The sequence below is a fragment of the Williamsia sp. genome, assembly GCF_036566845.1.
In the GTDB taxonomy this organism is placed as follows: domain Bacteria; phylum Actinomycetota; class Actinomycetes; order Mycobacteriales; family Mycobacteriaceae; genus Williamsia.
The window spans coordinates 54200-74216 of record NZ_DATCVM010000105.1; the positions used below are offsets into that span (position 1 = coordinate 54200).

The 20017-nt window shown below is 63.4% G+C and carries 19 protein-coding genes; 9 read left to right on the top strand and 10 right to left on the bottom strand.

Annotation, left to right across the window (positions count from 1 at the left end):
- Window positions 1-48: 48 nt before the first annotated feature.
- Genes VIQ49_RS09330 through VIQ49_RS09345 form a run of 4 tightly spaced genes read right to left on the bottom strand, consistent with a single transcriptional unit; the run spans window position 49 to window position 3494 of the window.
- A complete protein-coding gene (locus tag VIQ49_RS09330) occupies window positions 49-657 on the bottom strand; it encodes a carboxymuconolactone decarboxylase family protein (RefSeq protein WP_331883586.1) in 609 nt (202 codons plus the stop codon).
- Window positions 650-1897 carry an amidohydrolase family protein gene (locus VIQ49_RS09335; protein ID WP_331883589.1) on the bottom strand — a complete coding sequence of 416 codons (1248 nt, stop codon included), beginning with the start codon at window positions 1895-1897 and terminating at the stop codon, window positions 650-652. The genes VIQ49_RS09330 and VIQ49_RS09335 overlap by 8 nt, the downstream gene beginning before the upstream one ends.
- Window positions 1894-2226 (bottom strand): hypothetical protein, encoded by a 333-nt coding sequence (locus tag VIQ49_RS09340; RefSeq protein ID WP_331883591.1) that lies wholly within the window; start codon window positions 2224-2226, stop codon window positions 1894-1896. Before VIQ49_RS09340 ends, VIQ49_RS09335 begins: the two co-directional genes overlap by 4 nt.
- Window positions 2227-2228: 2 nt before the next feature.
- Window positions 2229-3494, bottom strand: coding sequence for an aromatic ring-hydroxylating dioxygenase subunit alpha (locus VIQ49_RS09345; RefSeq protein ID WP_331883594.1), 1266 nt, complete (start codon window positions 3492-3494; stop codon window positions 2229-2231).
- Window positions 3495-3664: 170 nt separating this feature from the next.
- Here VIQ49_RS09345 and VIQ49_RS09350 point away from each other — a divergent pair, with 170 nt between their 5' ends.
- Window positions 3665-5146 carry an aldehyde dehydrogenase gene (locus VIQ49_RS09350; RefSeq protein WP_331883597.1) on the top strand — a complete coding sequence of 494 codons (1482 nt, stop codon included), beginning with the start codon at window positions 3665-3667 and terminating at the stop codon, window positions 5144-5146.
- 27 nt (window positions 5147-5173) lie between these two features.
- On the opposite strand, the gene VIQ49_RS09355 is transcribed toward VIQ49_RS09350, so the two are convergent.
- Window positions 5174-5776, bottom strand: a complete 603-nt coding sequence (locus VIQ49_RS09355; protein ID WP_331883600.1) for a TetR/AcrR family transcriptional regulator — start codon at window positions 5774-5776, stop codon at window positions 5174-5176.
- Window positions 5777-6001: 225 nt separating this feature from the next.
- Between VIQ49_RS09355 and VIQ49_RS09360 the strand changes: the two genes are divergently transcribed.
- From VIQ49_RS09360 to VIQ49_RS09370, 3 genes are read left to right on the top strand one after another with little or no spacing between them, the layout of a single operon-like run.
- A complete protein-coding gene (locus VIQ49_RS09360; RefSeq protein WP_331883603.1) occupies window positions 6002-7171 on the top strand; it encodes a spirocyclase AveC family protein in 1170 nt (389 codons plus the stop codon).
- 1 nt (window position 7172) lies between these two features.
- A complete protein-coding gene (locus VIQ49_RS09365; protein ID WP_331883606.1) occupies window positions 7173-7991 on the top strand; it encodes a CbbQ/NirQ/NorQ/GpvN family protein in 819 nt (272 codons plus the stop codon).
- Window positions 7988-9685, top strand: a complete 1698-nt coding sequence (locus VIQ49_RS09370) for a nitric oxide reductase activation protein NorD (RefSeq protein WP_331883609.1) — start codon at window positions 7988-7990, stop codon at window positions 9683-9685. The genes VIQ49_RS09365 and VIQ49_RS09370 overlap by 4 nt, the downstream gene beginning before the upstream one ends.
- 287 nt (window positions 9686-9972) lie before the next feature.
- Here the strand turns inward: VIQ49_RS09370 and VIQ49_RS09375 are convergent, their stop codons facing one another.
- The 4 genes from VIQ49_RS09375 to VIQ49_RS09390 all read right to left on the bottom strand — a co-directional run bounded on the left by VIQ49_RS09375 (window position 9973) and on the right by VIQ49_RS09390 (window position 14071).
- Window positions 9973-10194, bottom strand: coding sequence for a cytochrome P450 (locus tag VIQ49_RS09375; protein WP_331883612.1), 222 nt, complete (start codon window positions 10192-10194; stop codon window positions 9973-9975).
- A gap of 631 nt (window positions 10195-10825) precedes the next feature.
- The gene (locus tag VIQ49_RS09380) at window positions 10826-12232 is read right to left on the bottom strand and encodes a carotenoid oxygenase family protein (RefSeq protein WP_331883615.1); all 1407 of its coding nucleotides are present in this window, start codon (window positions 12230-12232) and stop codon (window positions 10826-10828) included.
- 27 nt (window positions 12233-12259) lie between these two features.
- The gene (locus VIQ49_RS09385) at window positions 12260-13450 is read right to left on the bottom strand and encodes an alpha/beta hydrolase (RefSeq protein ID WP_331883618.1); all 1191 of its coding nucleotides are present in this window, start codon (window positions 13448-13450) and stop codon (window positions 12260-12262) included.
- 12 nt (window positions 13451-13462) lie between these two features.
- The gene (locus VIQ49_RS09390; protein ID WP_331883621.1) at window positions 13463-14071 is read right to left on the bottom strand and encodes a hypothetical protein; all 609 of its coding nucleotides are present in this window, start codon (window positions 14069-14071) and stop codon (window positions 13463-13465) included.
- Window positions 14072-15000: 929 nt separating this feature from the next.
- On the opposite strand from VIQ49_RS09390, the gene VIQ49_RS09395 reads away from it, so the two are divergent.
- From VIQ49_RS09395 to VIQ49_RS09415, 5 genes are all read left to right on the top strand, one after another.
- Window positions 15001-16020, top strand: a complete 1020-nt coding sequence (locus tag VIQ49_RS09395; RefSeq protein WP_331883624.1) for an LLM class flavin-dependent oxidoreductase — start codon at window positions 15001-15003, stop codon at window positions 16018-16020.
- A 54-nt stretch (window positions 16021-16074) separates the two neighbouring features.
- Window positions 16075-16575: a hypothetical protein gene (locus VIQ49_RS09400; protein WP_331883627.1), complete on the top strand. Its 501-nt coding sequence runs from the start codon at window positions 16075-16077 to the stop codon at window positions 16573-16575.
- Window positions 16576-16639: 64 nt separating this feature from the next.
- Window positions 16640-17299, top strand: coding sequence for a TetR/AcrR family transcriptional regulator (locus tag VIQ49_RS09405; RefSeq protein ID WP_331883630.1), 660 nt, complete (start codon window positions 16640-16642; stop codon window positions 17297-17299).
- Window positions 17300-17329: 30 nt separating this feature from the next.
- Window positions 17330-18535 (top strand): hemerythrin domain-containing protein, encoded by a 1206-nt coding sequence (locus tag VIQ49_RS09410; protein WP_331883633.1) that lies wholly within the window; start codon window positions 17330-17332, stop codon window positions 18533-18535.
- 41 nt (window positions 18536-18576) lie between these two features.
- Complete coding sequence (locus VIQ49_RS09415) at window positions 18577-19452, top strand: MBL fold metallo-hydrolase (RefSeq protein ID WP_331883636.1); 876 nt, start codon at window positions 18577-18579, stop codon at window positions 19450-19452.
- Here VIQ49_RS09415 and VIQ49_RS09420 read toward each other — a convergent pair.
- Window positions 19397-19951 carry a hypothetical protein gene (locus VIQ49_RS09420; protein ID WP_331883639.1) on the bottom strand — a complete coding sequence of 185 codons (555 nt, stop codon included), beginning with the start codon at window positions 19949-19951 and terminating at the stop codon, window positions 19397-19399. The genes VIQ49_RS09415 and VIQ49_RS09420 overlap by 56 nt on opposite strands.
- Window positions 19952-20017 lie beyond the last annotated feature (66 nt).

Sequence of the window (20017 nt, forward strand, 5' to 3'; positions counted from 1 at the left end):
ACATCCGCTACAGATGTGTAACCGGACACGGCCGTTGCCACAGAGATGTCAGGCGTTCGAGACCCGCAACGTAGGTGCGTCGACCACGTCCGTCGGTTCGTCGGGCGTCAATCCTGCGCTGTTGCATACCAATGCGAAGCACACGTACGCACCCACCAAGAACAGCAGCTCGAGCATCTGCGCTTCGTCGAAATACATCTGGAGTCGGGCCCGGGCAGAACTGTCGATGACGCTGCCGGCGATCATCTGATCCGTCGCGCTGAGCACCGCACGTTCGACAGGTGACCAAATGGCTGCCGCCGCCCCATCAGGGATGGCGTGGATCTGCTCGGTGGTCAGGCCTGCCGCCGTCCCGATCCGGGTATGTTGCGCCCATTCGTACGCACACTCGGTTTGCCACGCAACGCGCAGGATGACCAGCTCGCGGAGCCGGACATCGATGGTTGCCTGTGCTGCGAGCACCTCGTTGAAGTCGAGCCACGCACCGCCCAGGACGGCGTTGTGTGCCATCATGCCAAGGACTTTCGGCAGAGGTCGTCGCGGTTCGCCGTCGGCGAGGTAAACCTCCGGTCGACGGAGATAACGCGGAAGTCGTGCACGTGCGTCCGCGGGCCATTGCTCGAAGTCCAGCGGTGTGAGCCGGTTTCGATCACTCATTCTTGTACACCCGGCCATCTTTCATCACAAACCGCACGTCTGATGTGACCGTGATGTCCTCACAGGGATTGCCCGGAACACCGATGATGTCCGCAAGGTAGCCGGGCGCGAGTCTGCCCAGCTCGTCCTCGCGATCGATCAGTTCAGCGCTGGTCACGGTGGCCGCACGCAAGGCCTCGGTCGGCGACATCCCCCGCTCGACCAGTGCGCCGAGTTCCTTCGCATTTTCGCCATGGGGGATCGCGGGTGCATCTGTGCCACAGGCAATTCGCACGCCCGCCTTGATGGCCTTCGGCAGCATGGACCGGGCCTGGGGGAACACCTCGGCTGCCTTCTTCCGCAATTCGGGTGCAGCACGTTCAACAGCCATCGCGTCGGTGAGATACGTGGTCGACACCAGGAAGGTCCCGACTTCGGCCATCAACGCCAAGGTCTCGTCCGTCGCGAGGAAACCGTGTTCGACACAGTCTATTCCGGCCGTGATACACGCACGTATCGCGGTGTCGCCGACCGCGTGTGCCGCCACCCGTAGACCAGCACGGTGCGCCTCATCTGCGATCGCGACAAACTCCTCATCCGAGTACTGCTGGGAACCCGGAGACGTACTGTGCGACATGACGCCGCCTGACGCGGACACCTTGATGACTTTCGCGCCGTGGCGGATCTGATAACGAACGCACGCGCGAACTTCGGGAACACCGTTGGCGATGCCCTCGCCCACACTCAGGGGCATGATGCCGGGTGCGAGTCGCTGAAAAACGGTGGGATCGAGGTGACCGCCATACGGAGTGACGGCATGACCGGCAGGGACGATGCGCGGACCGATGAACCAACCTTGATCGATGGCTCGCTGCAACGCGACATCGAGAAGGTAGCCACCGGTCTTGACCATCAACCCGAGGTTGCGCACCGTGGTGAAGCCCGCCAACAGCGTGGTGCGAGCATTCACGGCACCACGCAGGGTGCGGTAGGCCGGGTCGTCCTGGACACCGTGCATGGGTTGTGGCAACCCACCCGGACCATCGGGACCGCCGATGAGGAGATTGAGTTCCATGTCCATCAGTCCGGGCAACAACGTCACGTCACCCAAGTCGATGACGGTCGAATCACCGGGTGCCGTGGCGTCGGAACCGACGGACTCGATCCGATTGTCCCTGACTATGACCACAGCAGGTGCGTGCACCACTCCTTTGTCGACGTCGACCCATCGTGCGGCACGCAGAACAGTAGTTTCGCTCACGGGGTCGGTTCCACCAGACAATCGAGGCTGGCAGCGCCCGAGTCCGGGATCCGGGGCTGACTCCAGCACTCTACCGAGAACGACACCGTGATCATCGAATACAGCAGATACAGCAGATTCTCGATCTCCTCCGGCAGGTCGTGCAGGTCGAACTTGTCGCAATACGAGATCGCGTCCTGCGCGATGGGCGTTATCGCGTCGTAGAACGCCTGCATCTCGAGCATCGAACTGCCGAGTCGTTTTTCGTAGCGCTCGCGCTCGGTGGGCAGGCACCACGAGGAGAACGGCGCCAGTACTTCGAATTCGATTGGGAGGGAAACAGTCTCCATGATCAAGCCTCCGCCGTCTGCTTCTGGTAGTGCTCGATCCATTCCGCAGTCTTCTTGTGCAGGTGGCGAAGCAGGATCTCCTGGTCGTTGAGTACGAAGTTCGCCACTGCCCTCGACTCGACCATCGTCTGCGTGGCTTCCAGGGTATTGGCGTCTTGCAGTCCGAACTCTTTGAACGATGCCGCGGCGAGTTCCTGCGCGACCCGTTCACTCGGTGTACGAGCAGGCACGAAGTAGATGTTTCCCTCGAAGGTGTGCGTGTTGTGCGACGTCGGCCAGTAGTGGTAGGTCAGGTACCAACCCTGACTCCAGAACAGGATCACGAAGTTGGGAAACAGCTGAAACGAATCGAGGCCCCACGGATCACATCGGCCCGGATTCACGCCCGTGGGCATCTCACCGAGGTCCTCTTTTGCCCACGGTCCGAAAAGCCCACTGCTACAGATGTCTTCGATCGGCTTACGCATCGAGGAGTCCATCTCCCAGGCCTTGACACCCGACGTACTCACCAATCGATGTGGCCCGTCGAGCTGATAGTGCGGCGCCTCGAACCCCGCCTCGGCCGCGGCTTTGGCATAGTTGGTCGGAGATTGGTTGGCGTGCAACACGGGAGCGTGATAAAACTCCTGGAACGCATCCATGTAGAGCTTCCAGTTGGCCTTCACCTCGGAGCGGTAGTACCAACGCGACGTCAGTTTGTCGAACGGATAGCCCGCGAGATCTGTGATCATCGGCCCGAGGAACTCGGTCAATACCTGCTCGGGTTCGGCGGCGAAGTTGACAAAAACGAACCCCTCCCACACGTCGCAGTGCACGGGGATCAGGCCGTAGTCGCTCTTGTCGAAGTCGAGGTAGTCGCTCTCGTGCGGCACAAATGTCAGTGCACCATCGAGGTCGTACCGCCAACCGCTGCGCTTGCCGACGAGCTCGCTACCCGACCCCTGCGTCTCGCGATCGGGAAAGTCGTTCCACACCAACTTGTCCCCGCGGTGACGGCAGATGTTGTGAAATGCTCGCACCCGCTCGTCGTGGCCGCGAACGACGACGATGGACGCGTCCGCGGCAACGATCTCTTTGGTGTAGTAACTCCCCGCCTCTGGCGCCTGTTCTACACGCCCGACATTGAGCCATGCGCGTTTGAAGATCGCCGCTCGTTCGAGTTCGTAGATCTCCGGGGAGATCGAATCCTCATACGACACCGGCGCCGTCCCGAGCTCCGGGTAATGCTCCGTCCAACTGCCTTCCGGCGGCTTGGGCCAACGAGCCATTGCCAACTCCTTCGGTCAAAGTTCGCTCGGATCATCCGCGAACCGGCGCACAGAGTGACGAATCGGCCCGGTCCGCGTGGGATTTCGCCGAGGTGTGTACGCCGACGGTACAACCACGATCGTCTCATCCACAAGTACTTGACATATTTTGCCACAAGTACTTGATATTCATGGCAGACTCGGGCCGAGACGGGAGGTCGGCAGTGCAGAATCGAGAACATCTGTTCGTGGGTGGAGCATGGATAAGACCGGGTATCGGCAAGACGATCGAGGTGGTTTCGCCGCACACCGAATGTGTTGTGGCCCAAGTTGCCGCAGCCGGTCCGGTGGACGTCGATCTCGCGGTCCGATCTGCCCGCGCCGCGTTCGACCGCGGGCCGTGGCCGAGACTCGACATACTCGACCGCGTCGACGTGGTCCGACGACTCGAAACGCTCTACGACAAACGGCGACCCGACATGGCCGACCTCATCACCACCGAAATGGGTGCTCCCACAACCTTTGCCAATCGCGCCCAGGTATCGCTGCCATGGATGACCATGAAGGCGCTGATCGACGCCGCCGCCGATTTCTCCTGGCAAGAGGTTCGTCCCGGTCACTATGGACAGGACATCGTCATCCGCCGTGAACCCGTCGGTGTCGTCGCCATCATCGTGCCGTGGAACATGCCACAGTTCCTGACGGTCATCAAACTGATTCCCGCCCTACTTGCCGGGTGCACCATTGTGCTCAAGCCGTCGCCGGAAGCACCCCTCGACGCGTTGCTCCTGGCCGACATGCTCGAGGAGGTCGGCCTTCCTCCCGGCGTCGTCAGCGTCCTCCCCGGTGGACGCGACGTCGGCGAACACCTCGTTGCACACCCCGACATCGACAAGGTGTCGTTCACCGGCTCGACCGCCGCCGGCCGACAGGTGGCGGCGGCGTGCGCGTCGGGGCTCACGCGCACCAGCCTCGAACTCGGCGGCAAGTCCGCAGCCATCGTGCTCGACGATGCCGACCCCGAAACCGTCGCCGCCGGAATCCGGAGCGCGAGCCTGAGCAACAGCGGCCAGATCTGCAACGCTCTGACACGTATTCTGGTACCGGCCAATCGAAGTCGCGACTACGTCGACGCGCTGTCCACTGTCATGTCGTCGATGCGGATCGGAGATCCGGCCGACCCGTCCACCGAGGTCGGCCCCCTGGTCACGAGGCGCCAGCAGACCCGGGTGCGCAACTACATCGAGCTCGGGCAGCGTGAGGGGGCCAGGCTCATTGTCGGCGGCACCGAACGGCCATCCCATATCAACCGCGGGTGGTACGTATGTCCGACGCTGTTCGCCGACGCGGACAACGGTATGCGGATCGCTCGAGAGGAAATTTTCGGCCCGGTGCTGACCGTCATCTCCTATCGCGATGTGGATGACGCCGTCACCATCGCGAACGACTCAGAATACGGTCTCGCCGGCTCTGTCTGGACCTCCGACATCGATCTCGGTCTCACCATAGCCGCACGGGTGCGGACCGGCACATTCGGCGTCAACCAGGGTTACACCATGGATCCGGCGGCCCCGTTCGGCGGCATGAAGTCCAGTGGATACGGGCGCGAGCTCGGTCACGAGGGATTCGCGGGATTTGTTGACACCAAGTCGATTTCGATAGGAAAGCCCTGACATCGTGCGATCGGAGAGAACACCCGATCAGGGCAGTTTGATGACGGACACGTACATTCCGACAATCGGACGGTAGAGGTCGATGTCATCGAGTTCGCTGCCCAACACCACGGAGTCACTCGTGGCGATGAGTACGTGCGCAAACGTCAGCGGCGGGATCAACAGGGTGCCACCGATCTGGTCGATACCATCGACGATGAACTTTCCCAACGCTTCGACGACCTCTAACCGCTTGGCCGCCACCCGCTCTCGCGCCTCGGGATTGCGGAGCAAGTACAGCGAGAACTCATGGCCCAGAGCCGACTGCTCGACGCCACGGTCTTTGCTGAGTTGGCGCCAGCGCTGGGCAATGGCATCGAGTTCGCCCGCACCCACTTCGGTTGCGCCCGACAGCACGTCCGCGAAGTGGTCGAAGTAGCGGCGCCAGTACCGGTCACTCACCGCCAGGAAGAGGTCTTCCTTCGCGGTGAAATGCTTGTAGATGGCACCTTTTGTGTAACCCGCGGCGCGCGCGATGTCGTCGAGACTTGCAGGGGTAAAACCCTTTTCGGCAAACACCTCTTCGGCGGCATCCAGCAGTAGCGTACGAGTGCGCTCGAGGCGCCGTTCCCTCGTCCACCGCTCTGCCATAGACCAAGATTCTGCCACAGCTTTTGAGAAACCATTGAGACACTCAGATACTGGGTGGTATCTTTATGAAGCGGAATGACCCCCGGACGCCCAGAGGTTGCCTCACCCTCGACCGCAACGTCCAACCGGCCCCACACGTTCAGCCCATCGCTGATCCGAATCCCGCGTTCGCACGAAAGTTTCCCTACCACCATGTGCTGCAACGCTTCAGAAGGAGACCGATTCATGAGCGGACCGACGAGCAACAAGGATGCACCGCACGTAGCGGAGTCACTGAGCGATTCGCCGCTCGGTGCCCAGGTCACACCCAAGGGCAAGCCCGTGCAGATCTGGGCAATACTGGGCGGCGCCCTTCTTGTGCTCCAACTCTACGTATGGATCCGATGGATAAGCGGACCATACTTCGAGCGAGTACCCACCGGCCCCACTGATCCCCCAACGCTCATGAAGACGGTCCTCACGGTGTACACGGCGGGCATCGTCCTGTGCATGCCGATCGCTCTGTGGTGGTTCATCGTCAGACCCTGGCGACGCGAGAGACGGATCACTCTCGACGGCATGCTCCTGGTGTCGACCGCCCTGATGTTCTTCCAGGACCCGCTGCTCAACTATTTCAATACGTGGTGCAGCTACAACACGTGGATGTTCAACATGGGTTCCTGGTCATCCAACATTCCTGGCTGGTCCTCACCCGAGGAACCGGGCGCCATGGTGGCCGAGCCGCTCCTGATGAATGCACCGGGTTACGGATACGGAGTTCTCCTATGCACGATCGCCGGGTGTTGGGTCATGCGCAAAGTCAAGGCGCGATGGCCGCAGATCAGCAATGTCGGGCTGATCGGCGTCGTCTTCGTCTGGGCGTTCTTCTTCGACCTGGTGATGGAGGGCCTGGTCCTGATGCCGATGGGGTTGTATACGTTCCCCGGCTCGATTCAGTCCTTGTCGATCAATGCCGGCACCTACTACCAGTGGCCGGTGTACGAAGGGGTCATGTGGGGCGGGGTCCAGGCCGGACTCTGCTGTCTCCGATACTTCACCGACGACCGTGGTCGGACAGTTGTCGAGCGCGGCCTCGACCGGGTCCAGGGTGGGGTCGTGAAGCAACAGATCATCCGCTTCCTGGCGATCTTCGCCGCGTGCAGCTCGCTGTTCTTCGTGTTCTACAACCTTCCCGCGCAGTGGTTCGCAATGCACGCCGACCCGTGGCCACAAGATGTTCAGGAACGCTCCTATTTCACTGCAGGAATCTGCGGCGAGGGGACGGACCGGCCCTGCCCCGATCCAGCGCTGCCGATGCCCAGCAAGGAATCGGGTTACATCAATCAGGAAGGTCAACTCGTTCTTCCGGACGGGCTGCAGCTCCCGACCGTCTATCCGCTCGATCGAGGTAACTGAGATGACGATCGCCCAACCCAACACCATTCGCTCCGGATTGCCGGGTCCGTTCTACAAGCCGGTCGGCAACGAAGTGGAAGTCTTCCTGGCCGCGGCCCGTCGCGGTCTACCCGTGCTATTGAAGGGACCAACCGGTTGTGGAAAGACCAGGTTCGTCGAGGCCATGGCCCACAAGATCGACCGTGATCTGATCACCGCCGCGGGCCACGAGGACATGACGTCGGCAGACCTGGTAGGCCGGTTCCTCCTCAAGGGCGGCGAAACCGCCTGGGTGGACGGACCGTTGACCCGCGCCGTGCGCACCGGCTCCATCTGCTACCTCGACGAGGTGGTCGAAGCCCGTCAGGACACCACCGTGGTCATCCATCCACTCGCCGATCACCGTCGAGAACTCTCGATCGACCGACTCGGCACGACAGTGCGCGCGGCGCCGGGATTCCAGCTGGTGATCTCCTATAATCCCGGCTACCAGAGCATCCTGAAAAACATCAAAGAGTCGACGCGCCAACGTTTTGTCGCGATCGAACTCGGCTTTCCCCCGCCCGGCATCGAGACCGAGGTGGTTGCCTACGAGACCGGGCTTGATCGTGAAACCGCGTCTACTCTGGTCGAACTCGGCCAAGCCATCCGAAGCCTGTCGAGCTCGCAGTTGCGCGAGGTGTCCTCGACGCGGATGCTGATCCTCGCCGGCAACCTCGTCGCCGAGGGACTGAGCCTCCGCAGCGCCGTCGAGTCGGCCATCGTCCAGGTCCTCTCCGACGACCCCGATGTCACCCGCGCCCTCGGCGAGCTCGTCGACGCCATCCTGTCCCGGGCATGAGTGCGTCCAAACCGGATGGCCCAGAACGGTTTCGGTTCCTTGCCACGTTTGTTGCCGGGCGCCCGATCGAAGTCGCCGAAGCACCGGCCGGCGATGCGGCTCATACAAACGGCGGGGTCATCTTCGTCTCGGCGGGACGTGGCATCGAGGAGCAGCGCCGCGAGATGCTGGTCCAGAGCGCGCTGCTGGCGGCGGGGAGTCTCGATCAGCGTCTGATCAAAGGCCTGCGGGGACGACCCGGTGTGGCACGCCGCTATCTGGCCCTGGAAGGGCGTCGAGTGGTCACCGAACTCGGCGGACTGGTTTCACTCGCGGACACGCCCGGTCCCGACGTGGTCCCGAGTGCGGCCACCGCCGAGGAATCGCTCCAGGTCGCCAGGAGCCGAGCGCAGATCACCGATCCCCCAGAGTGGTTCGGGGTCATCAAACCCTCCCGACTGCTCGCAGCAGCCCCCGGTGGTCCGGGTACACAAGCCACCGCCGGGGACCTCCAACTGGAGTTCGACCCGATCGATCTACCAGAGGTGGACGAGGATGACGAGCAATCCGAAGAGAGCAAGATCCTCAAACTGTTCGACACCCCACTCTTCAACTCCAAGGCACTGTCGGACTTCCTTCGTCGGCTGTTCGGCACCTCACGCTCCCCCGGAGACGGTGCTGCCGGCGGCGAGATGGAGGTGCGATCGATACGGAAAGGCAACTCGGCCGGTGCCCACGCCCGCCCGCTCCCCGTGCACATCCGTTTCAGCGACGACAAGAATCCCGGAGCCACGGTAGGAGTAGGGGGCGCCCATTATCCGGAGTGGGACGTACACAACAACCGGTACCGACCGCAGTGGTGTCGAGTCATCGACTTTCCGCTCACGAACACCCCGGACATGTCTGCCGCAGGGGTTGTCCGTGACGAGGTGCTCAGACGGCGGTTGTCGCGTGTGGGCCTGGGTCCCAAGGTCCTGCGCGGTCGACCGGACGGCGACGAAGTCGACATCGAAGCGCTCATCGACATGTTCGTCGACATGCGTTCGGGCCACTCGCCACCGGAAAACGTGTACCTGGAAACCCGCAACCTCACGCGCAACCTCGGTGTACTCATCTTGGTCGATGCCTCCGGATCCGCCACCGATACCGACTCAGATGGCCTGGCCGTACACGATCACCAGCGTCGAGCCGCTGCCACGCTGGCGCTCACGCTCGAAGAACTCGGCGACCGGGTCGCCGTGTACGCATTTCGGTCCGAGGGACGGCATCATGTCCATCTGCCCGCGATCAAGACCTTCGGACAACGTTTCGGCGCAGCCGAACGGGCCCGGCTCAATCAGCTCGAGCCATCGAGCTACACGCGCCTCGGGGCCGGCATACGAGGCGCCGGGGAAATCCTCAAGACGCAAGCCGGAACACCGAACAGACTGCTGCTGGTGTTGTCGGACGGCTTTCCCTACGACAACGGCTACGAAGGTGTGTACGCGGAGGCCGACACCCGAAAAGCACTCGAAGAACTCCGTGCAGACGGCGTTGCCTGCCTTTGCCTTTCGATCGGCGCGGCCACCGACACCGATGCCCTCGAACGCGTCTTCGGTGCCGCCGGTCATGCCGGCGCCCCAACCCTGGCCGACCTGTGCCCACGGATGGATGAGCTGTTCCTGGCACCCCTTCGCGAACTCAGCGCACCGAGACCACTGCGAACCAAGACGTGAAGCGGAACGGGAGCCGCCGTCGCCCTTGACCCACGCCTCGCCCGGACCGAATGGCACGAGTTCTCCGTGGTCGACTCCCTTCGGCCCTCAAACGATCCAGTTGGTTGCGATACGAATAGGCACTGGCCCTGCCCTGGCCCTCAGAAACGCGAATCAGGCCCTCTTCTCGTTTTGCTGGGTGTCCTTGTGCCTCGCGCCGGCATCGAACGTTCCCCCTGGGGCTCAGTTTCTCTGTAGCGAGACGGGTAGTCCGTCCGCAGGTTGTCCCGGCCCGGTTCCCCAGGTCATCAGTGGGTGTACGCCGCGTCGACCGTCCAGTAGAAGTCGAGCAACACTCGATGCAGGATGACCTTGACCGCCAGGCCGGCGAAGTGCATGCCGATGCTCTTGTGCGCGCCGGCACCGAAGGGCGACCATGCGTATCTCTGCAGTTTGTCGAGAGCGATGGGGTCGTCGAACCTATACGGGTCGAACTGATCTGGTCGTGGCCACCAGGTGCCGAGTCGCATCGATGTATGGACACTGAATTGCGATCTGAACGTGTCCTCCTCCGTCTCGGAGTGGCACAGCGCGGTGAAGAGATACTCTCCGGTGCCTACGCCGCCCGGCGATCGCACCGCTGAAGTAGCGTTGCAGTTCGCGACGGCCACGCAATCCGCGCGACCAACGGCCGGCCGGAATGGACTGAGCACAATGGCCTGTGCGCGGGTTCTCCGACGACCGTGCCGGCCCGGTGGTCGAGGGTCTTCCCTGCCACGTGGGGTTGATACGCATCAGCGGCTTGGCCAGGTGCGCTTCGGGAATCCCAAACAATTTCCCGACGATGAGACCTTCGAGTTTGCCGTCGGGAACCTCTGGAGCAATGCCTTCGCCGAACAGAACTTTCAGCGCCACTCGGTCATCTCGATCGCCGATTTCTTTCAGGTTTTGCCACGCCGCAGCCCGAGCAAGGGTCCGTCGGTTCTCCGCCAGGCCGCGCAACTCGCCAATCGTGGCCCTGATCGATCGGCCTTGTGCCCCGGACCCGTCCCTGCGTCCACTCGCTGCACTGATGCAGTCATTCCGATCTAGCACCGCAACCGCTACCAGCCGTGATCGACCGGCCGGCTGCTTGACCACAGCGCTCGGGTCGTCTGCCAATCAGGCTGTGCTGTCCGGGAGCCAGGCTCCGTGTAGACCCGATGGCACGCGGATGGGCAGTTCGATCGTGGCGATCGGTCCATCGGCGGGGTTGTCGGCGTCGAGGAGGTAGAACCGCGACTTCAAATCGGCTGGGTCGGTGCCGATCGCACCCCAGTAGTCGTGGTGGGAACCCGGGATGTGGATTGGCTCACCGATGACCACGTCCGGCTGCCAGAAGGTTTCGGTGCCCGTGGCGAAGTCGTGGAACCACAGACTGTCGCGGCCTCCGCTGTCGTTGTCGGACGTCCCGACGGTTGCGACTCTGTGATGGTCGAGTGTCAGCAAGCGGTCGTCGACACGGGGGAACTCGAGGTCGATGCGATCGCTGACGCGCGTTCGGGAGATGGTGCCGGTGGCCGGTGTCAGCACGGCGCGCGTCAATCCCGATCTGTTCGGCGTCGAGGCTTCCGCGAAACCGCCGGGGTAGGTCCACTCGACGTAGTCGACGGTGACCGTTCCATCGGCATTGTCGAAGGCGTTGGCAAAATGCCACACCCAGAACGGTTCCGCCTGAATCCACGTCACCCGCCCACCGTCACGCGGGATGAGGGCGATACGGGTGCCGTCGTCGGGCCGCCAGGACAGCAGCGACCCGCCGGTCATCGCTGCGGCGATATCGAAGATCAGCGGGCAGACGAACAACACCACGTATTTCTGCGTGAGCGCCATGTCGTGGATCATCACCGGATCATCGAGGCCGTCGACGGCTGTCGGCGGACGTAGTGCTGAACCATCGGCGGCGACAACGGACCACGTGAGATAGGGCGACTCAAAGGTGTAGTTGAACAACACCATCTCACCGGTGCGCGGATCGATCTTCGGGTGAGCAGTACTTCCCACCCGCATCGCTCCGTCGCAATCCTCAGTGCCCAGGGTCGCCAGATCGTGCGGATCGAGGCGGTACGGCTTGTCTGCCTCGGCCATTGCCATCAGTCGGCCGGCGTGCCGCACAATGTTGATGTCGGGCAGCGCGCGAGTGGTTCCGGCAAGCTCTTCTCCCACCACACTCGCCGGCGGGGTGTAGCCATCCGTGATGCCTGACCAGATCGCCTCGCCGCGTTGCTCTTCCAGCTCGACCATGGGAGTGCGAACGAATCGGTTGGTATAGGAGGCCCGGCCGCCGCCGAGGTCGATGCGGTGCACCATGCCGTCGCCGTCGAGCGGGAACACAAACGATCCGATCGGGTCGAACCGGGGATTGGGGCCATTGCGCAGATAGCTGCCGCTCAGATCCGCGGGAATCTCACCGGTCACCGGCAGGTCAACGACCTCAACTTCATCGCGTTGGGGTGCGTACACCCCGCTCAGATGGCGTTGAGCCCGGTCGACGGGAGCGGGACGGTGGGGATCAGTGGTGACACTCATCGAGGAGCTCCTGGTATCGGGCGGTTGTCAGGTCGCGGTTGCCGGGGCGAGAATGGTGTCCAGCCAGTCGAAAACGATTCTTTCCCAGACCTTTTGGCCGAGACCGCCGCAGTGGCCGGAAAGCCCGGTTGATGCCGGCGGACTGATGAGCTCCTTGGTCGTGGAACTGATGGCGTCAAGGAGCGCAGCACCTCCGCCACCGACGGGGTCGCCCTCGGATTCGAGAAGCAGTGTCGGGCAGGTGATCTGTGACGCCGTAGCGAGCATGGTGAACGTCTTGAGCTCGTCGAAGTAGTCGGCGATCGTCGAGCAGTGGTGCGCTGCCATCCGTGCGCCGAAGAACTCGGCTTTGTCGGCACTCAAATGCGTCGCCGCATTCATGACCGGGGCGGCGATCTTGCCGGCGAAACCGCCGGGAATCTTGGTTCCCATATCGGGTTGGGCGGGATCGCAGACCAGTGCCGCGTACCGGTTGTCGGCGGCGACGGCCCGCGGCCCGAGATAGCCGGCGAACGAGCGGCCCATCATCGCGACGCGTTCCGGGTCGACAAGATCGCGGGCCAGAACCCAGTCCATGATCTGTCCGTACGGAACTTCGGCGTCGGCGCGGAAGGGGAGCTTGTCGTGGTAGAGACTCGCGCCCTGGCCGGGCCCCTCGACACTGAGCACGTTGTAACCGCGTTCGAGAGCCGGGACAGCGGTGAACCAGCCTGACTCGGCGGTCGAGTCGTATCCGCAGGGGGCGATGAGTGTAGGGCGGCGCACCGGTTGGTCATCGGCCGCGAAAAACCAGCCATGCACCGTCGTTTCCCCTTGGTCGTGGCGGTAAGGCACCGCGACCTTCTGAGCGTGGACGTCCGTCAGCTCGGCGAAACTGGCAAACGCGTCGCGATGGGCGCTGAAAGCGTCGAGCAAACGGGTATCGGTGGGGTCGTGCCGCAGAAAGAAATAGGACTGCCGGTAATACTCGCCGGCCCTCAGGTAGCCGTCTCGGGCGCTGACCCGATGGCCGCCGGCGCGGGATGTGTCGGAGTCGGCACGGACCTGATCGGCGCGTTCGCGCCAGTGCTGATGCCAGCTGTCGGCCGTTGGTTTGCCGATAGCGCGGCCGGTTGCGAATGCTTCCCCCAGGTCAGCGGTCCCGTAATAGGCGCCGTACAGGGTGCGATCGAAATTGCCATCGAAGTCGTCGTTGCTGAACAGGGTGTGAGTCGCCATGGTTGGTCGCTGCTACTGAGCGGCCGGGTTGCCGGCGGCAGCGGGGCGCTCATCGGCGATCGCCCGAGTGCGCTTGATCGCGAAGATGATCAACGCGATCGGGACAACCCAGTTGAGTATCAGATTGGCCGGATGCGATCCCGCAAGATCTTGGGTGGAGGTCAGGGTGCCGGCGATGATGTGCGCGACCGCGATGGCGAAGATGACTTCGGCCCACATCAGGCTGATCCGTTTGTTCTTGGCCCGGAAGTAAGGCGAATCCCAAAGACTTTTGTCGACGCTCTCGCGAGCATATTGCTCCGTGAACGGAATGGTGAATGCGGAGATCGCCATGATCGCTGCCAGGACAAACGTGGATCCGCCGCGGCCGAAGTTGACCAGCGCCTCATCGACCTCGTGGTCGCCGATGAGACCGATGACAGCGATGATCCCGAAGGTGACGACGCCGGCGACGTCGAGCACCTTCCACCCACTGCGCATGGTTTCGTACACCGTGAGCCCCAGTGCGACGACAAACGCCAGAATTGCTGCGAGGGCGACATAGTCGGCGCCCGCGCGCTCGGCGACCACAGAAAAGATGATCCAGGGGGCAAAACCGAGCAGCATCATTTTGGCGTTCATTTACGTCCTCTAGGTCAAGTCTTATTTTAGGTAGATTTAACAACGAAAAACTGGATGCTGCTCGACGTTGCGCAAATATTCATCGAAATTGCGCTCACTCGTACGGCCCAAAACTCGCACCGAAAACCATATTTCGAGTTATGGAGCGGCCATCGCGAGCGGATTCGGCAGGGCCGATATTTCGACAATCAGCCGGCACCAAGTTACGCAGGTGCAATTCAGTGATATGCGACTGCTGCACTCATGGATGATCTTGTACCAATTCCGCTCGAAGAATGCTGCCTCACAAAATCCACCACGCACCATGGCCGGACCGTGCCGCCCTGAACTTGCTCCCTGTCGATGAGGGGGTGCCGGTGGCGGAGGTAGCCCAGCGGCGGGGCGGGCGAACAGAACGCATTCGCTTGTTGGTGCGGGGCGCGGTACCGGAGTTGCTTCGTACGATCGGAGCCGACTTCACCTACAGCGAGTTGGCCGAACGATCCGGGGTGAGTCGGCGCACGCCGCACCGTCGATGGCCTGGGAAGAGCGCGCTGATCGCAGAAGTGCTCAGCGATGACTACGGCGTCTTCTCCGTCGAGCGCACCGACGATCCGGCGGCCGACCTCCTCGAGTTCGCTCCGATACCGGAACTTCTCGGCCCGCCCGACGGTAGTCCTGGTCGACGGTCTCGGCTCGGGCCACCGCCGGACCTCGGCCCGCCGTCGGCGAGTGTGCCGTCGGAGAGCGTGCGGCCGCCCAAGCGCCCACAACGATCACGTCGCAAATTCCAATTGCTTCTCATACATCCGGCACCTACTGGCACTACATGTGCCATTGATCCTTGTGGCCGGGGACAAGAAGTTCTCCGGTTTCCCTCAGCAGCCTCGCTGCCGGGGGCCAAACCGAGCGGACGGAATTAAACGGACCGTGGTTTCATTTAGGTTGGTATGAAGAACATCGGATTCCTTTCGTTCGGGCATTGGTCGGACTCGCCGGGCTCGCAGACGCGGTCGGCCGCAGACACTCTCCTGCAGTCCATCGACCTCGCGGTTGCCGCCGAGGAACTCGGCGCGGACGGCGCGTACTTCCGCGTGCACCACTTCGCCCGGCAGCTCGGTTCCCCGTTTCCCCTGCTCGCGGCGGTGGGCGCGAAAACGAATCGCATCGAGATCGGCACCGGCGTGATCGATATGCGGTACGAGAACCCGTTGTACATGGCCGAAGACGCCGGCGCCGCCGATCTCATCTCGGAAGGCCGCCTGCAGTTGGGGATCAGCCGCGGATCCCCAGAGCAGGTGATCAACGGCTACCACTACTTCGGATACGTCCCCGGCGACGACTCGAATGACGCCGACATGGCACGCCAACACACCGACGCCTTCCTCAAGGTCATCGACGGTGCAAAGTTCGCCCAGCCCAATCCGTCGCCGATGTTCCCGAATCCGCCTGGCGCACTCGGTATCGAACCGCAGTCGCCGGGTCTGCGCGATCGGATCTGGTGGGGCGCGGGCAGCCGCGCGACCGCGCAGTGGACCGCCGGGCAGGGCATGAACCTGATGAGCTCCACGTTGCTCACCGAAGACACCGGAGTCCCCTTCCACCAGTTGCAGGCCGAGCAGATCGAGATGTTCCGCGACGCCTGGAAGGAAGCCGGTCACGCCCGGGAGCCGCGGGTATCCGTGAGCCGCAGCATCTTCGCACTCGTCGACGACCGCGACCGCGCCTACTTCGGTCGCCGTGGCGACGACGCCGATCAGGTCGGTGTCATCGATGGAGGTATCGCACGCTTCGGTCGCAGCTACGCCGACGAGCCCGACCGCCTGATCGAGCAGCTACGCGAGGACGAAGCGATCGCTGCCGCCGACACCCTGCTGCTCACCGTGCCGAATCAGCTTGGCGTCGAGTACAACATCCACGTCATCGAATCGATCCTGAAGCACGTCGCGCCCGCCCTCGGCTGGCGCTGACACGCGTCGGGCCGGCACCTCCGGCGCACGGCCTGCCGGACGTACCATCGCGTTATGACCGAGCCGGGCCGACCATCGCCGCGCCCGCGCATCGTCGACGCCTCCGCGATCATCTGGTTGGTCGCGGGGGCGGCGTTTGTCGTCACCGTGTTGTGGACCGCCATCTGCTACCCGGATGTCCGTGATGAACTGACCGACTCGTTCGCCGCCGATCACCCGGCGATCGACCGCAGCGACGTCGCCGCAACTGTGGACCTGATCATGATCGGCAACGGCCTCGCTGCACTGTCACTCATTGCAGTCGCCGCGGTCGGGGTTCTCCGGGTCCGCAGACGGATCAGCTCGGGCCGCACGATGCTGACTGTTGTCGCCGCACTCGAAGTGGTCGTCGGGATCCAGTTCTGGCTGGTGTCCGAGCCCACCCATCGAGTGGTCGTTGCGGTGGTCTCGGTACTGCCACTCGTCACGGCCGGGTGCGCGGCGATCGGGAGCGCACTGCTGTACGCGCCCCGCGTGAGGACCTGGCTCAGGACCGCACCGACGAACAGCGCCTGATCGACCACTCCCTATTGACTACATAGACCTTGTATTGAAAACAGGGAGCATGTAGACTGGGGTCATGTCAACCGTCGACAATGACGCTGAGGCAGCGGGTACGTCACCCACACGCACCTACAACTCCCCGCGGCGCCGGATGCAGGCAGCTCAGACCCGAGCAGCCATAGTGCACGCCGCCCAAGAGTTGTTCGAGAAACACGGCTGGATCGGCACCAGCATGCCGCGCATCGCACGGACGGCGGGAGTATCCGTCGAAACCGTCTACTCCACAATCGGATCCAAGGTTGCGGTGATGAAGGTCGCCATCGATGTGGCGGTCGCCGGCGACGACGAACCGGTGGCGTTGGCCGACCGCCCCGAGTACGCCGCACTCGGACTCGAGCCCACATTGCGGGAACGAGCCCGAGCCGCGGCGCAGCTGATGGGCGCGATCAACAAACGCACCGGCGCACTCGACGCCGCCCTACGCCAGGGCGCGGCGGTCGAGGACGAGCTCGCAGAACTCGTTGCCACCCTCGACAGAAGTCACCGCCAGGAGACAGCGGCCGGCGGCGCACTGATCGCGGGCCGACCGCTCCGCGACACCGAGTTCGACGAAGTCTGGATGCTCACGAGCATCGCGGTCTACGACCTCCTCGTTCGCGACTCCGGTTGGGGCCGCGATCAATACGAGAGTTGGCTCACCGACCGCATCGAAGAATTGTTCTCACGCCCGACGTGATGAGTCGGGCACCGCCGGAAGGCAACAGCCATGACCACCGATCCCAACGCACCGGCCGATACCCGGATCAACAACATCGTCCACGCCGCGCTGCGGCGCGACCTTGCTCGATCGAAAATTGTTCTGCACGAACCACATCCACCCGATCAGCGGCGGGCGATCGCCGACCATCTCGTATGGATGACCAAGTTCCTGCACCGACATCACACCGCCGAGGACACGCTGTGGCCGCTGATCGTCCGGCGCAGCCCGGACGCCGGCGCGATCCTCGATCAGATGGAGGCCGACCACAGCCGCGTTTCTCCGGCGATCGACCGCGTCGCAACTGTCGCCCAGCGTTACCGCACAGACGAGACAGCGGCGGAAGAACTGGCGGAAGCCGTCGAGGCGCTCGAGACGGAGCTGCTCCCGCACCTTCGTCGCGAGGAGGACGAGGCGATGCCGATCGTGTCGCGCACCCTCACCAACGCCGAGTTCGCCGCATGGGATCAGGCGACGAACATCGCACCGAAGTCCAAGCGCGAACTCGGGATCGAGGGCCATTGGCTCATCGACAGCCTCGACCGCGAACGCTACGACCACGTCGTCAACCTGGTTCCCGCCGCGACGCGTTTCATAGTGCTCCACGGATTTGCCCGCCCTTACCGGAAAACGTGTGCCAAACGTTGGGGCCCGGGCATGGATGTCACACCGCGCTTTCACGAGAAGATCCGCACAGCAAGACATTTTCACACCGAGGGAACCGTGAGTCTGCGGATCGACGCTCCGGCTCGAGTGTTGTACGACAAGGTCGCCGACGTCACCCGGATCGGTGAAAGAAGTCCCGAATGCCGCACCTGCACATGGCTTCCCGGGCCACCTCCGGAAACCCCCGGCGCACGTTTCCGCGGCCACAACGTATCCCGGCACATGCGCTGGTCTCGCGTCTGCGAAGTCGTGACCGCCGAGCCCGGCATCGCGTTCGCGTTTCGAACGATCCCCGAGCGCATCGACCGGACCCGCCACGACTCCACCACCTGGTCGTACACGTTCACACCGGAGGATCACGGAACCCTGGTCACGCATTCCTACCGGATCACGGTGCTACCACCACGTCCGCTGATCTGGCTCTATGCACGACTCTTCCCCCACCACACCGACATGCGCCCGCAGATGTTACAGAACCTCGAAGCCCTCCAACAGCAGGTGAGCGGTACCGACCCCACGCAACTCGCTCGCCGGGCAACCCATCGGTAGGGTTCGTTCCATGGTCGGACCCCGGTACGCGCGGTAATCGGATGGAAACCGTCCTCCTCGGGACCGGCGCTGCCGACGGATGTCCGAACGCGTTCTGCCGGTGCGATTCCTGCACATCTGCGTTGCGCCGACGCGACATCCGTGGACAGACGGCGGCGCTGGTCGACGGCACGCTCCTGATCGATTGCGGGCCGGAGGTGCCGGCCGCCGCAGCCCGCCTCGGACGGACGCTTTCCGACGTCCGCACCATCCTGATCACACATGACCACCCCGATCACTTCGGACCGCAGGCACTACTGTTCCGGTCCTGGATCGCCGATGCCGGACCGCTCGACCTGGTGGGTCCGGCCGACATACTCGATCGGGCCGGGGACTGGATCGGACCGGACGACCCGGTCACCCTTCGGCCGGTAGCGGTCGGGGATCGAATCGCGTTGTCCGGGTATGACATCCAGGTACTTGAAGCGAAGCATCACGTCTACCACACCGGCGACAGCGTGCTCTACGACGTAACCGGTCCGGACGGTTCCCGAATACTGTGGGCCACCGACACCGGACCACCGACAGAGGATTGGTTCGTGCAGATCGCCGGTGCGCGATACGACGCGGTATTTCTCGACACCACGTTTGGCGACACCCGGCACTCCCCTGGCCACCACACGCTCGACGACGCCCTCACGACGATCTCTGCCTTGCGTACCTGCGGGGCCATCCACGACACCACCGAGGTCGTCGGGGTGCACATGAGTCATCACCATCGGTCGATCGACCACGTCGCGGCGACGCTCGCCGCCGTAGGTGCGCGGCCCGGGGCGGACGGCGACGTGGTCGTCAGCCCACCGGCACACCCCGCTCGTGCGATCAACCCATCTCTGGGGACAGAGGCAGGAATCGGAAGGTCAGGTCGACCTCGTTGACGGCCGCGTCCAGGTGCATCGATCGCTGCGGCGGTCCGTCCAGGGTGTAACCGTCCGGAGTCCGGGTGAGCGTCACAATCCAGCAACCGACGCTGACCGGAACGTCGATCGTCGATTGTCCGGTCATGTCGACCGGCCCGACATCGTCGGCCTGACCACAGGATTGAACGTCGAACGCCGCGCCGTTCAGCGGTTCGTCGCCGGCCGAGGTCCAGATCGCGATGTTTCCGAGCAGGTCAATCGGGCCGTCGTCGATCGGCGGAGTGGATATCTGTGGTGGGGACGTCTCGGGTACCGCGGGCGCCGGCGGTTGGGTCCTGCCGTCCACGGCCGGGCCCGGGACAGAAGTTTCGACCAACTCGGTCGCCGGCCCTGAACCTGTTGTGGGCGAGGATGATACCGGTGCTGACGGCGTGCTCAGATCGTCCCCGCAGGCCGCCAAAACCGCCACCGCCAGTACCACCCCGACGATGCCCGAACCGATGCTGCGTACGTTCATTGTTGCTCCCGCCATGTGTGGCCCGACCTGACTGATGTGTATTCGCAGGAGGAGAATCCGTTAGCG

Bases quoted from the DNA above. Each gene is read 5' to 3' on its own strand.
- VIQ49_RS09380 (WP_331883615.1), bottom strand. From the start codon at position 12,232: ATGAGTGTCACCACTGATCCCCACCGTCCCGCTCCCGTCGACCGGGCT.
- VIQ49_RS09405 (WP_331883630.1), top strand. From the start codon at position 16,640: ATGTCAACCGTCGACAATGACGCTGAGGCAGCGGGTACGTCACCCACA.
- VIQ49_RS09370 (WP_331883609.1), top strand. From the start codon at position 7,988: ATGAGTGCGTCCAAACCGGATGGCCCAGAACGGTTTCGGTTCCTTGCC.
- VIQ49_RS09420 (WP_331883639.1), bottom strand. From the start codon at position 19,951: ATGAACGTACGCAGCATCGGTTCGGGCATCGTCGGGGTGGTACTGGCG.
- VIQ49_RS09395 (WP_331883624.1), top strand. From the start codon at position 15,001: ATGAAGAACATCGGATTCCTTTCGTTCGGGCATTGGTCGGACTCGCCG.
- VIQ49_RS09400 (WP_331883627.1), top strand. From the start codon at position 16,075: ATGACCGAGCCGGGCCGACCATCGCCGCGCCCGCGCATCGTCGACGCC.
- VIQ49_RS09375 (WP_331883612.1), bottom strand. From the start codon at position 10,194: ATGCGACTCGGCACCTGGTGGCCACGACCAGATCAGTTCGACCCGTAT.
- VIQ49_RS09365 (WP_331883606.1), top strand. From the start codon at position 7,173: ATGACGATCGCCCAACCCAACACCATTCGCTCCGGATTGCCGGGTCCG.
- VIQ49_RS09340 (WP_331883591.1), bottom strand. From the start codon at position 2,226: ATGGAGACTGTTTCCCTCCCAATCGAATTCGAAGTACTGGCGCCGTTC.
- VIQ49_RS09360 (WP_331883603.1), top strand. From the start codon at position 6,002: ATGAGCGGACCGACGAGCAACAAGGATGCACCGCACGTAGCGGAGTCA.
- VIQ49_RS09385 (WP_331883618.1), bottom strand. From the start codon at position 13,450: ATGGCGACTCACACCCTGTTCAGCAACGACGACTTCGATGGCAATTTC.
- VIQ49_RS09350 (WP_331883597.1), top strand. From the start codon at position 3,665: ATGGCAGACTCGGGCCGAGACGGGAGGTCGGCAGTGCAGAATCGAGAA.
- VIQ49_RS09345 (WP_331883594.1), bottom strand. From the start codon at position 3,494: ATGGCTCGTTGGCCCAAGCCGCCGGAAGGCAGTTGGACGGAGCATTAC.
- VIQ49_RS09390 (WP_331883621.1), bottom strand. From the start codon at position 14,071: ATGAACGCCAAAATGATGCTGCTCGGTTTTGCCCCCTGGATCATCTTT.
- VIQ49_RS09415 (WP_331883636.1), top strand. From the start codon at position 18,577: ATGGAAACCGTCCTCCTCGGGACCGGCGCTGCCGACGGATGTCCGAAC.
- VIQ49_RS09410 (WP_331883633.1), top strand. From the start codon at position 17,330: ATGACCACCGATCCCAACGCACCGGCCGATACCCGGATCAACAACATC.
- VIQ49_RS09355 (WP_331883600.1), bottom strand. From the start codon at position 5,776: ATGGCAGAGCGGTGGACGAGGGAACGGCGCCTCGAGCGCACTCGTACG.
- VIQ49_RS09330 (WP_331883586.1), bottom strand. From the start codon at position 657: ATGAGTGATCGAAACCGGCTCACACCGCTGGACTTCGAGCAATGGCCC.